Annotated in this window: 11 protein-coding genes and 1 pseudogene; 8 read left to right on the plus strand and 4 right to left on the minus strand. The window is 58.9% G+C overall.

Features of this window, described 5'->3' with window-relative positions:
• Positions 1 to 468: 468 nt before the first annotated feature.
• From AC1DXM_RS00050 to AC1DXM_RS00060, 3 genes are all read left to right on the plus strand, one after another.
• A complete protein-coding gene (locus AC1DXM_RS00050) occupies positions 469 to 708 on the plus strand; it encodes a hypothetical protein (protein WP_477231211.1) in 240 nt (79 codons plus the stop codon).
• A gap of 148 nt (positions 709 to 856) precedes the next feature.
• The gene (locus tag AC1DXM_RS00055) at positions 857 to 1639 is read left to right on the plus strand and encodes a hypothetical protein (RefSeq protein ID WP_477231212.1); all 783 of its coding nucleotides are present in this window, start codon (positions 857 to 859) and stop codon (positions 1637 to 1639) included.
• Between the two features lie 123 nt (positions 1640 to 1762).
• Positions 1763 to 3079, plus strand: coding sequence for a hypothetical protein (locus AC1DXM_RS00060; RefSeq protein WP_477231213.1), 1317 nt, complete (start codon positions 1763 to 1765; stop codon positions 3077 to 3079).
• 233 nt (positions 3080 to 3312) lie between these two features.
• Here AC1DXM_RS00060 and AC1DXM_RS00065 read toward each other — a convergent pair whose 3' ends face one another.
• From AC1DXM_RS00065 to AC1DXM_RS00075, 3 genes are all read right to left on the minus strand, one after another.
• On the minus strand, positions 3313 to 5046 hold the full coding sequence (locus tag AC1DXM_RS00065) for a hypothetical protein (RefSeq protein ID WP_477231214.1): 1734 nt from the start codon (positions 5044 to 5046) through the stop codon (positions 3313 to 3315).
• A gap of 199 nt (positions 5047 to 5245) precedes the next feature.
• Positions 5246 to 5941 (minus strand): hypothetical protein, encoded by a 696-nt coding sequence (locus AC1DXM_RS00070; RefSeq protein ID WP_477231215.1) that lies wholly within the window; start codon positions 5939 to 5941, stop codon positions 5246 to 5248.
• Positions 5934 to 6842: a DNA-processing protein DprA gene (locus tag AC1DXM_RS00075; protein WP_477231216.1), complete on the minus strand. Its 909-nt coding sequence runs from the start codon at positions 6840 to 6842 to the stop codon at positions 5934 to 5936. The genes AC1DXM_RS00070 and AC1DXM_RS00075 overlap by 8 nt, the downstream gene beginning before the upstream one ends.
• A gap of 546 nt (positions 6843 to 7388) precedes the next feature.
• Here AC1DXM_RS00075 and AC1DXM_RS00080 point away from each other — a divergent pair.
• A pseudogene (locus AC1DXM_RS00080) lies at positions 7389 to 7553 on the plus strand (JAB domain-containing protein); the annotation flags it as partial.
• Positions 7554 to 7626: 73 nt separating this feature from the next.
• On the opposite strand, the gene AC1DXM_RS00085 reads toward AC1DXM_RS00080, so the two are convergent.
• Positions 7627 to 8406 (minus strand): alpha/beta hydrolase, encoded by a 780-nt coding sequence (locus AC1DXM_RS00085; RefSeq protein ID WP_477231932.1) that lies wholly within the window; start codon positions 8404 to 8406, stop codon positions 7627 to 7629.
• Positions 8407 to 8691: 285 nt separating this feature from the next.
• On the opposite strand from AC1DXM_RS00085, the gene AC1DXM_RS00090 reads away from it, so the two are divergent.
• The 4 genes from AC1DXM_RS00090 to AC1DXM_RS00105 all read left to right on the plus strand — a co-directional run bounded on the left by AC1DXM_RS00090 (position 8692) and on the right by AC1DXM_RS00105 (position 12385).
• Positions 8692 to 8862 carry a DMT family transporter gene (locus AC1DXM_RS00090; protein WP_477231933.1) on the plus strand — a complete coding sequence of 57 codons (171 nt, stop codon included), beginning with the start codon at positions 8692 to 8694 and terminating at the stop codon, positions 8860 to 8862.
• A gap of 148 nt (positions 8863 to 9010) precedes the next feature.
• Positions 9011 to 9895 (plus strand): cytochrome c oxidase subunit II, encoded by an 885-nt coding sequence (gene coxB / locus AC1DXM_RS00095; RefSeq protein ID WP_477231217.1) that lies wholly within the window; start codon positions 9011 to 9013, stop codon positions 9893 to 9895.
• Positions 9896 to 9914: 19 nt separating this feature from the next.
• On the plus strand, positions 9915 to 11684 hold the full coding sequence (ctaD, locus tag AC1DXM_RS00100; RefSeq protein ID WP_477231218.1) for a cytochrome c oxidase subunit I: 1770 nt from the start codon (positions 9915 to 9917) through the stop codon (positions 11682 to 11684).
• Positions 11681 to 12385, plus strand: coding sequence for a cytochrome c oxidase subunit 3 (locus AC1DXM_RS00105; protein ID WP_477231219.1), 705 nt, complete (start codon positions 11681 to 11683; stop codon positions 12383 to 12385). The genes ctaD and AC1DXM_RS00105 overlap by 4 nt, the downstream gene beginning before the upstream one ends.
• The last annotated feature ends 9 nt before the right edge of the window (positions 12386 to 12394 follow it).

Consider the following 12394-nt stretch of genomic DNA (forward strand, 5'->3'; position numbering starts at 1 on the left):
CAACGTGGCATCTTACGTCGCAGCGAATATAGTTGGCCATACATTGACACGCACGTCAATACCCGCGGCCCGCAGCTGTTGCAAAATAACGACCCACCACGAAGACTTGGCTCAGGACCTATTAATTTGGATGTGTTTCACGGTCTCCGATAGGAGGCCGTGATGGGTGATTTGTCTCATTGAGCAATCGCCAGATGGGGCGGATATTGCCGCTCTTTTCGCTGTTGCATGGTGTGCCCAAGGTAGACGACCGTCGCGTGGTGAGCGGCATTGTCTACGTCATTATGAACAGCCCTCGGTGGAAGGATGCACCGGCAAGCGCTGCTCGTAGTGACCACCTGAACACGTCGCTCTGTCGCCGACTGCCCATGTTGTGGCCGCATCCTTCGACCTGGGGATGACCAGGGGTGGGCGCGCCGGAACTTTGGCGGCTTGCTTGGATTGCGGGCAGAGCGCGTCCACGGAACAGTGTCCGAGAGCGAACGCCTTGGTTTTGAACTCGGCAGCGTGGAAACCATCATTGGTCACTTCGCCGCAGGCGTCGAGCTGATTGTAATCGTGCGGCACCTGCTCGCAGCGGCCCGACATTCTCGTAAGCCTAAGCTGGAGATCGCCTCACCGACCGGTCGGGTCTCAGTCGATCTCGATGGCAAGACGGAGGAGGAGACCGTCGAACTCGTCAAGGCTGCGCTTCCGTTCACGCGTTGAGATGAGGACGCACGACTTCGGAGGTTTCTCCACCAGGACTTGCTCCATCGACCTTAGGTTTGCGTCACCAGCGCAGTTTGAGCACTTCGTGGAGACTTGGGGCCAGCGTGGCCGACCTAACCTAGAGAGGCATCCGCCCGACCAGCGGATGGAGATGATCTCTATCGGGACAACGCTTGAGCACGAGTTGCGCCACTATCACGGCTTCCTTCTCAGTTACGGCTCGCTACACAGCTACTGGCAGCGAGCGCAGGCAGTCATGAATGCCACACCGATCCTGGGGCAGATGCTGCAAGATCCCGCCATCGACACTCTTGTCTTCCCCGCCATCGAATGGGCGCGGACCGATTTGGAAAAGCGCCGCCACTACCTTGCCGAGGCGTTGGGGCGTCCGAATGCGTACACGCGCGCGTGGGCGCCTCCAGTGCTTAAGGGAGCCAAGCCACCAAGCTCGCTCCCGGCAGGCGTTCTGCCGTTGAGCGATGAAACATACCGGCATGCGCTGTTTCTCATACGGGACCAGCTCTCGCGGATCGAAAGCCTGCGCCGCGGCATCGACAACCCCCATTTCCCGTTCCGCTTCACCCCTCGCTTCGTGGCCGAGCATTCGTCCCTTCTGGTTCAGTGCGCATCCGTCCAGCAAACGTACGGCTTCGACGACATGGATTTCTTCTTGAACCGCCTCGCGGACGACGGCTCGCTCTACACCCGCTTCTTCAGCAGCATGGTGCTAGTCTTCAGTGGACGCGGGCTTCCGAGAGCGGGCGGAAGCGTCGCAATCGTCGAGACCGAGAATGTGGATTGGCGGGCCCTCGGCGTGGGTGTGACATGGTGTTTTTGCGGGTCCGCGCTCCATCCTAAGCTGCTCAGACCGGTTACGCTGAGGGGCGGCTGCGCAGAGCCAACCACGCATGATCTTGCATCCATTTGACCGCCGGCCTTGTCTTAAAAACTTTCCAAACCGGCGATAAATCAGGGGTTGCCGCCGAAGCACGTTGCCTGCCATCTCCCGGCAGTGCGTAATCGGTCACGATTGAATTGAGACCATTCCACAATGCATCTGACACGTCTCGAGCTTTATAAACGAGTCTGCGACAGGCCGCTCAGTAAGGTCGCCCCGGAACTCGGGATTTCCGGCACGGCGCTAGCCGCTATCTGCAAACAATTCCAGATTCCTTACCCCGGTTCAGGCTACTGGACCCGCAAGTCTCTCGGACTTCCGGCAGAACTGCCAACGCTGCCGTTAGCACCTGAGGAGGCCATCGAAATAACACCGTCTGGCCCAAAGCCACCACATCGGAAGAGAACGTCGGCAGAGAGTTCGGCACGCAAGACCAGGGCGTTGGCGAAACCCCGTCGCCCTTTACATCACCCGCTGCTGTTTGGCGTCGAAGAACATTTGCGAAAAACGCGGGATGTGAAAGAGGGCGAGTTTCTGAGACCCTACAAGCGGATCCTGCCAGATCTGATTTCTTCAGAAACTGCGCTGCTGCGCGCGCTCTCGGTCGCCAATGACCTCTACCTTGCGCTGGACGAACAAGGATACCGAGTTCACATCGCTGAGGCCGCCAGTGACCTTCATCGCATCCACGTCAAGGAACAGGAAGTGGAGCGAAAGGACCGCAAGTACGGACGCTACCACTCTGGAAGCATATGGGCTCCAGACCGACCGACCGTCCTCTACATTGATACGGTGCCAATAGGGCTCGCCCTCACGGAGATGACGGAACGAGTGACGATGCGATATCTCAACGGCGACTACCATCGCGAGGATAGCAGGTTGATACGATCGGCTAAGCCTTGGCAACTGACGCATTCCTGGACAACAGAGCAAGATATGCCTTCGGGACGTTTTCGGGTGATTGCCTACTCCCCGAAAACGGGCGTCGACTGGTCTGTCCGTTGGCAGGAGACCGAGCAGGAGGCGCTTGGCACGCTGATCCCAAAAATCGTCGAGACCTTGAAAGCGGCGAAGGACAACGTGCAACGCCTTATGGACGCCGAGGATGTGGCGGCGGCGAAGAGGAAAAAAGAGCGAGAGGAGGAGTGGGAGCGCTACCTAAGGCGAGAGGATGCCCGCAAGACAGCTCAAGCTCTTGCCGATAGCCGTCAGCAGCTTGCGGAAATTATCGAGAGGTGGGGAAAGGCTATGACGGTAGAGCGCTTTTTCACGGATGCGGAAGAGCGTCTGAAATGCACGAACGACGGGCGTCGGCAGCGACTGGAGGAGCGCCTGACGCTCGCGAAGGCTATGATGGGAAACGTGGATCCGCTGGATTTCATGGAAAGCTGGATAGCCCCCGAGGAGAGGCATCGTTCAAAGTTCGGTGGTGACGTTCCCAGCTCCGACGGGGTGGATAGCGACAACTGACGAGTGAGGTGGTGATGGCGATACTGACGATCAACGAGCAGCTTTGAGTGTTTTGAACAGTCGGTCGACGTGTGAACCATCCTGATTGCACAACGTAGCCGCCGATTGCCGCATGCATCGCTGGAAGGTCTTTCGAAGCCGGAATTCTTAACGCTTGCCAAGTCGTGCTTACCGAATCTGGCCCAAACCGGACCTTGATATTAGGCCTGGACCTCCGGCTGGAAACCACCCTCTCAGGAACAGCTCTTGAAGGCGATCAGGATCGTCCCTGGCGGCATCTCCTTCGCGTCCAAGTCTACCGTATCAAATGGATGTGCACCGTCAGCGAGAAACGCGTCGATCATGGCCTGACGTTCTTCCGAGTTTCGCCATGACTGTTGGGCGAACCGCATAATGGGGGAGTCCGCAACGCCCTCATACTCTACGACAATCCCAGCAAACTCAGCTTTGGCAACAACACGACTAATAATCTTGTCCACCTCCTCGTTGTAGGTGTGGATGACGTGTTGGATGAAAGCCGTGTCACCATCCGATGCCTTCAGAAGGCGCTCGATTGTCCTGAAATTCGCGATCGGCGTATTCTCATCGCCGAAGAACATCCCTGCGTTATCCGACGTCACGATCAGCGGTTCCACAACCAGTACGAACGACTCAAATCGGGGCGGTTTATCTGGCGGCAACCAGGACTTCATCGCGCTGATACCAGCAGGCGTGCGCAAGAATTTCTGGATCGCCTCTGACTGCCGAAAGGCTTTGGAGACACCATCTTGTCGGATCGCCTTAAGCTGGTCCTTCGCCCAACGAGGCGGTATAGGGCCCTTTAACTCGCAGACAAAGAGCACGTAGCCAAGCGTGGGCTCCTCGCAAATGACTAGTAGGTCTATATCGGGGAGTTGCGGGTCGAACTTGGACAGGGAAATCTCGGTAAGGCATCGAAAACCGGCCGTCTCGAAAGCAGATCTCACTCTAGCAACGAAACCAACGCCGAGTTCCCCGCTAACATTGCGTAGGAACAATTGTGGGCGTCGGATGGCGACCACCCTCAAGACATTGACCAGTCCCTCGTGGGTGGTGAAATCCACCGACCTCATAACGACGCGACGGGCTCCGGCTCCCTCTCTCATTAGGGAGAAATATGATGCGTCAAGCTTCTCAGTACGCTTTGCCACGTCGAAAATTATGTCGTCCAGAACACTCGCTATCTTGGACCGGGTCAATCCCGTTGCCATCTCGAGGTCGTTCACAAGTTCGTCGTACTCAATGAAGATGGCCCCGACCTGATCGTTGGCCTCGCCAAAGCGCCGATGATAGAGCGCATTGCCAAGCATGAAGCGATATACGGTTTGAAAGTCGGCATAGGTGTAGCCGCCGAGATCCACTGGAGACGTTGGGTCCAGTATTGAGAAATATGCCCTCAGCTTCTGATCCACCTCCTGGTCGATGTGAAGCGATGCCGCCTCGACGTCTGGGGAGATCTGGCCCTCGGCTTCGCCCCTAAGCAACGTGCGGGCCGCCTCGACGTACGTGCCATCGGCGAACATCTCTCGGGAAAGTTCCAGATGTTCATTCCACACCGTGTAAAATTGCCGTGGCAGTGATGGGTCAGTGTAGCGAACCTGCACCGACTCATGCTCGAACGCCCACTCCACGGCGCCGGGTACGTTGTACGAATAGTATAAAAGTTCGCGTAGCGAGTAGTAATGCATGCAAAACGAAAGGTCCGACAGAAGTGTCCCTATATCGGGCGGCGGACCTAGTTTGCCACTTACGAGATACGGAGCGAGGATCGTAATGCCGTGTGCCAGGGATGAAGCGAGGCCAAAAGTCTCGATCCTGGATGCTGCCTGCTCTTGAATATTGCTCACCAATGCTAGAGCCGCGTTGGCGTCGTAGTCCAAGGTCTCGAGCCGCGCAAAATGGCCGTCGAGAAACTGCTCAAATTCCTGAAACGAGTTCAAGTCGCTCAAACCCACTTTCGCCTTGGGGTAGGCCTAAGGCCCCGATTAGCCACACGGGGCTGACCTCGTGCCACAGAAACTGGCTTGCTCATCTGACATTTTGCATAACTCCGTTGGTCGCGATCGGCTCACTCGTGCTCTTTCTGATCGCGGCAGTTCGAGCGGCCAACGCCATTTGAAATTTTGTCGAGAAAGACACTTGTCGATACTAGTCGTCAATACTGCCGAACAGCTCCTGCATCTGCTTGACCCAGCCATCGCTGGGCGGCGGGATTGCCCGGCGAGCGATAAACATTCCGAAGATAGGGATGCTAGGGAAGCGCGCAGCGAGCTTGATTTGCACTGCCCGATAATGCGTGCCGGCGGTAAGCACGTCGTCGAAAATCGCGATCGAGCTGACTGGCTTGCTACTGGCCAAGGGCTCGTCGATTTCGTAAATGGCGAGCAAGTCTTCGACGGTCGGCCGATTGTTCGACTCATGCGCGGCGGCATGCGAACTATCGTGACGCACAAGCTCGCGGACGTCTGGCGGCGGCACGCTTAATAGCCTGGCTATTTGGGTTAGACGATCATCGTAGTCGGGATGACCTGGGGCCTTCGAAGACGGAACTGGCACCAACGTTCCGCCAGTCAGCCATTCAGGATTGAGTGCGAGCCGCATCGCGCCAGCGCATTTTCCAATGGCTTTGCCCTTATAATTCCATCCGCCCTTCGTCAGCCGCTCTGAGGGCTTTTTCTTGAGGTTGTGGATAAGCTGGTTCGTATCGCTGAACTTGAAGCCAAGACCGTTGGTATGCTCGAAGGCGGTAAATTCGTACAGAAACATGCACTTATCGTTGGCGGTCAGCCTAGTGTGATCGCTGCGGTTACTGTCATCGATCTCGCGATAGAAAACCTTAGTCAAGGCTGCCCCAGATATCGTCCATCGAGCGCACTCGAATGGCACCTTGCGCCTCATAGTTGCTCGGCCATTTGAGGCCTTTTTGGAAGCACGAATCCAGGATGAAAAGCTTACGCTTTTGATGCAGGGCTGCACGCGCTTGCGTCAGCGTGCCGGACGTGTCGCTCGCCTCAACGATGATCGTCGCCTCGGTCAGCGCACTCATGGTGATGTTGCGCTCCGGGAAGAAAAGCCTGTTTTGCGGCACGTTTTGGGCACCATATCGCAGGAAGGGGATCTGCGAGATGAGAAGGAACTCTCTCGCAATTCGATCCTGGAGGTCGCGATTTTCCTTCGGGTAGTAGGTGCCAAGGGGTGTCCCAATGACGGCAATCGTGCGGCCGCCGTTTTCTATGGCCGCATCATGCGCCGTTCGGTCAATACCGGCAGCGAGGCCCGAGACAATCGTGAAGTCGTCGCGTCGATCCTCGCGCTTGCGAGCCGTCAGCGAGAATGCCAACTGCCTAGCTCGCTGCTTTCCCTCTTCGGAGGCCTCTCGAGATCCAACGATGGCGATGCACCGCGTCTCGGTTAGCTCCCAGATGCCCTGAAAGTAGAGCAGTTCAATGGGGTATTTCGCGTCACGCAATTTCGCAGGGTAGTCGCCGGCATGGTGGATGCGAACGCCAAAGCGAGAGACGCCTTTAGCGCTGGCCTCGGAAAGGACCTTACGGGCACACTCTTCCGCTTGGGCCGGCCGAACGAAATCCGATGGCATTGCGGTCGGATCCTTGGCGAACTTGTCAGCGATCGTCTTGAACGTGGCGCCTTGCTCAAGCCACATAGCCTCGTAAGCGCCCAATTCGCGGCGAGGCGAGATCGGCGATGCTGCAGGCCCGATGTCCTCTTTGCGCGCTAGGTACATGGTCGGTTCTCTCGTGTCATGCACCCTGATCTAGTTTTCAGCCTAGCTCAAGGGCGTTAAGGGAATGATCCCCATATGGTCGCGGCTGCCGAGTGGCCATAGAGGTCATTGTCGCTGCGAGTATGTTCACTATATGTTCCAGTTTTCAAGAGGCACCCTTGCACGAATAGTAGATTACAGAAAACCATCGCCGGCGTGATCGTTGCAAAGATCGGCGCACCGCACGTACGTCTCGACCGAACTGGCGACCGAGATCCAGAGTGTCCGATTGTGACATCGCGGATTCGACGGGCTCTTGACGCCGCCAAGAGCCGGCCCGCGTTGTGGTGGAAGGGCCGTTCAGCCGTCCTGAGTGGCACTAGCGCGAAAAGATGAGGGTTCGGAATCCGTGGTTGATCGGGACGTTAGGGTACTGCGCAAATGCGACCATTCCCATGCGTGAAAGATCACAAGTGGTCACTCGGAACACACCCCAACTAACGATCCCTGCCCTCCAAGACCGGTATTCAAGCACTTGATAAATATCATTATTCCGTTGTTGGTGTGTTGATCCACAACCACCCCTCAGGCGACCCGACGCCGTCGCGCGCCGACATCGAGATGACCAAGCAGATCATCGACAGCGCCAAGCCGCTCGGCATCGCCGTCCACGATCACATCATTATCGGCAAGAAGGGCAATGCCTCGATGAAGGGCCTGCTGCTGATCTAAGCCTGACCCAAAGTAGCGCGGACGGAGGATGAGGCGGCTGATTTCCATGCCGCCCCAGATCCGCCCAATCTCGCTAGCCGAGCGACCCGGCTGCTTGCGAGATGAGCCCTGCGATCACGTCGGGGTGAGAGATCAGCGACAAATGGCTTGCCTTCACTTCGATGGTCTTTGCGTTCATGCGCTTGGCCATGAAGCGCTCGAGATCCGGATTGATCGTGCGATCCTCGGTCGAGACCGCATACCAGCTTGGCTTCGAGCGCCAGGCCGCTTGCGTTGTCTTTCCGGTGAAAAGCTTGTCCGAGATCGGCCCCTGGACAGCGTACAGGATGCGCGCCTTCTCGCGAGGAATATCGCCGGCGAAATCCCGCAGGAAAGCCTCCTCGCTAAGCTTGCCATAGCCTGCGGACCAGACGAGCCCGGCGGAGGCGGGCGGCGCCGCAAAAGTCTTGGCGAGCGCCGTGTAATCTTCGCCCGCATCCGGCGCGCGCGCCGCGACATAGACGAGCGACGAAACCTTCGGACCCATCCCTGCCTCGGTAACGATCATGCCGGCAAAAGAGTGCCCGACAAGGACCGTCGGTCCATCCTGGAGGGCGATCGCACGGCGCGTTGCTTCGACACCAGCCTCCAGCGTGGTCAGCGGATGCTGGACGACGGTTGCGCTGAGGCCAGCCTGCTGCAGCAGGCCAACCACCTCCGACCAGCACGAGCCATCGGCATAGGCGCCATGGACCAGAACGACATTGCGAACCTTGGGGGCCGTCTGCGCTCGCGCCGTCTGGGAGCCGGCCAATAGGCTCGTCGCCACCCCGGCGGCGAGCGCGGTGGAGAAAGTACGCCTGTTTATCATGATCGTGGATTCCTTGAGAGGTTGGCGGATCGCGCCCAGACTTCGGCTGGGACGCGCCGCAAAATGTTTCGCCCGGCGCCTTCATCCAATCTTCGCAGCCTGCCGAGCTTTCGTTACGGCCGTCACCGCTTCGTGATCGCAGGCTTCGGGCTCTCGCCGAACTCGGGGGCTTTCTTGCGGGGCTGAACCCGAAACGCATGCTCTTCAGCCAGCATTCCTCTCGAGCACGCCGCCGCCGAGCCTGCCTTCCAGAAGATCGCGTGCCTTTACCAAATTCGTCTCCGGCGAATTGCAGCAGCAGCCGCTGCCGTCAGCCTGACGGTGGCCGGCCAGCAGGTCGCCAGCATTTTCGTCGACACGTTCGGCTGGTTCCGGCTGCCGCGGCGGCTGGTGTCAGGCATGCGGCTCGCCGGCGTCGTGCTGCTGCTGGCCGGCTGCATTGTCATCAAGGCGCCTTGATCCCGTGCCGAGCCCGGCCGCCGCCGCAAAAGCGATTTTTTGCCCCTTCCACAGCCGGCTCTAGAATTTCCATCGCAAATCACGCATTATGCACTTTGGTATTTCCAGAGATGGCTTCACGCCCCTGGAATATCGGGAGGAACGGGACATGCCCATCGTGGTTGTACTCGTTTTGATCGTCGTGGGCTCGGTGTTGTTCCACTTCCTGAGCCCATGGTGGTGGACTCCGATTGCCTCGAACTGGGACTATATCGACAACACCATCATCATCACCTTTTGGATCACCGGCGTCGTCTTCGCCGCCGTGGTGCTATTCATGGCCTATTGCGTTTTCCGCTTCCGTCATCGCGAGGGGAGCCGGGCGGCCTACGAACCTGAGAACAGGCGGCTCGAATGGTGGTTGACGATCATCACCGGCGTGGGTGTTACCGCCATGCTGGTTCCCGGGCTGTTCGTCTGGAGCCGGTTCGTCAACGTTCCAAGCGACGCAACCGTGGTCGAAGTCGTTGGCCAGCAATGGCAGTGGAGTTTCCGCTTGCCGGGCAAGGACGGCAAGCTCGGCACATCCGACACCCGTGACGTTACCGCTGAAAATCCGCTGGGCGTGATCGCCAAGGATCCCAACGGCCAGGACGATGTCGTGGTCGAAGCGGCCGACCTGCATCTGCCGGTCGGCAAGCCGGTCAAGATGCTGCTGCGCTCGATCGATGTGTTGCATGATTTCTACGTGCCGGAATTCCGCGCCAAGATGGACATGATCCCGGGCTCGGTCACTTATTTCTGGTTTACCCCGACCAAGACCGGAACCTTCCAGGTTCTGTGCGCCGAACTGTGCGGCCAGGGGCATCCGATGATGCATGGCATCGTCATGGTCGACACCCAGGAAGACTATGTGGCCTGGCTCGACCAGCAGCAGACGTTCGCGCAATTGTCGGCGCCCCAGCAGACGGGCTCGGCGGAACAGGCGCCGGGCAACGCGACGGTGTCAGCTTTGAAAGTTGCGGCAAAACTCGAAACTGTCGGGTCCCGCTGAAGGGCACGGAGGTGCTCCCATGGTCGATGTCACGCCTGCAGATGCCGTCCCGCCCGCCGAAGTGGCGGAAATGGAACTCTACCATCCGCACAGCTGGTGGACGAAGTATGTCTTCTCGCAGGACGCCAAGGTCATCGCGATCCAGTATTCGGGGACCGCAACGGCCATCGGCCTGGTCGCCCTGGTCTTGTCCTGGCTGATGCGGCTGCAGCTCGGCTTCCCCGGCACGTTCGATTTCATCACCCCTGAGGCCTACTACCAGTTCATCACCATGCACGGCATGATCATGGTGATCTACCTGCTCACGGCGCTCTTCCTCGGCGGCTTCGGCAACTATCTGATCCCGCTGATGGTCGGCGCCCGCGACATGGTCTTCCCCTATGTCAACATGCTGAGCTACTGGATTTACCTGCTTGCGGTGCTGGTTCTGGTGTCGAGCTTCTTTGCACCTGGCGGACCGACCGGTGCCGGCTGGACGCTCTATCCGCCGCAAGCCATCATGACCGGCACACCCGGCGGCCAGGAATGGGGCATCATTCTGATGCTCGTCTCGCTGATCCTGTTCATCATCGGCTTCACCATGGGCGGCCTGAACTATGTCGTGACGGTGCTGCAGGGCCGCACACGCGGCATGACAATGATGCGCCTGCCGCTGACCGTCTGGGGCATCTTCACCGCCACCGTGATGGCGCTGCTCGCCTTCCCGGCGCTGTTCGTCGCTTGCGTGATGATGCTGCTTGACCGCGCGCTCGGCACCTCTTTCTTCATGCCCGCAGTCGTCGAGATGGGCGAACAGCTTCAGCACAATGGCGGCAGCCCGATCCTGTTCCAGCATCTGTTCTGGTTCTTTGGCCACCCCGAAGTCTACATCGTGGCGCTTCCGGCCTTCGGCATCGTCTCCGATCTGATCAGCACGCATGCGCGCAAGAACATTTTTGGCTACCGCATGATGGTCTGGGCCATCGTCGGCATCGGCGCGCTGAGCTTCGTGGTCTGGGCACATCATATGTATGTCAGCGGCATGCACCCCTATTTCGGCTTCTTCTTCGCCACCACGACATTGATCATCGCCATCCCGACCGCAATCAAGGTCTACAATTGGGTGCTGACGCTGTGGCGCGGCGACATCCATCTCACCATACCGATGCTGTTTGCCATGGCTTTCATCGTCACCTTCGTCAATGGCGGGTTGACCGGACTGTTTCTCGGTAATGTCGTCGTCGACGTTCCGCTGTCGGACACGATGTTCGTGGTCGCTCACTTCCATATGGTCATGGGAGTTGCCCCCATCCTCGTTATCTTCGGCGCGATCTACCACTGGTACCCGAAGGTCACCGGCCGGATGCTCAACGAGACGCTCGGCCGCTTCCATTTCTGGGTCACCTTCCTCGGCGCCTACCTGATCTTCTTTCCCATGCACTATATCGGCCTGATGGGCGTGCCGCGGCGCTATGCCGAGATGACCGATGTGACGGTGATGACGGAATCGGCTCACCACCTGAACTCGTTCATCAGCATCATGGCGTTCATCGTCGGCTTTGCCCAGATCGTGTTCCTGTTCAATCTGATCTGGAGCATCCGCCATGGCCGCGAGGCTGGTGGCAATCCATGGCGCGCCACGACACTCGAATGGCAGACGCCGCAGACGCCGCCGGCGCATGGCAATTTCGGCAAGGAGTTGCCGATCGTCTATCGCTGGGCCTATGACTACAGCGTGCCGGGCGCCAAGGAGGACTTCATTCCGCAAAACATGCCGGGCACCTTCGGCCCCTCCAGGGAGCCGGCATGAGCGTCATCCTGGTCTTCCTGCTCGTGATCGCCGGCTTTGCCGGCTGGTGGCTCTCGCATCAGCGGCTGATGACCAAGCCATGGCTCGAGCAAGGTGTGGCGGAAGATTTCGTCCCCCTCGACCGGTCTGGCCTGCCGACCGCCAAGATCGGCCTCGGCGTCTTCCTCGCCGTCGTCGGTTGCCTGTTTGCGCTGTTCACCAGCGCCTATTTCATGCGTATGGCGCTGTCGGACTGGCAGCCACTGCCGGTTCCGCGTCTGCTCTGGCTCAACACTGGCATGCTGGTCCTAAGCAGCATCGCGCTGCAATGCGCCTCGGTGGCAGTGCGCAAGCGCCAGATAGACACGGTCAGGCTCGGCCTTGCCGCAGCTGGGCTCACCGCGATCGCCTTCCTCATCGGGCAGCTCATGGCATGGCGGGACCTGGCCGCCGACGGTTATTTTCTGGCCTCCAATCCGGCCAACAGTTTTTTCTACCTGATAACCGGGATGCACGGCCTGCACATAGTAGGAGGCCTGGTGGGCCTGGGCAGGACAACCGTCGGTGCCTGGAACGGAGCGCGGCCGGAACGGCTTCGCCTCAGCGTCGAACTGTGCGCCATGTACTGGCACTTCCTGCTTTTCGTCTGGCTCGCCATCTTCGCTCTTTTGGCCGGCTGGGCCGCGACATTCATCGATATTTGCCGGCAGTTGCTGACCTAGGAGGTCGAG

This window comes from Mesorhizobium sp. P3_A2 (assembly GCF_056403115.1).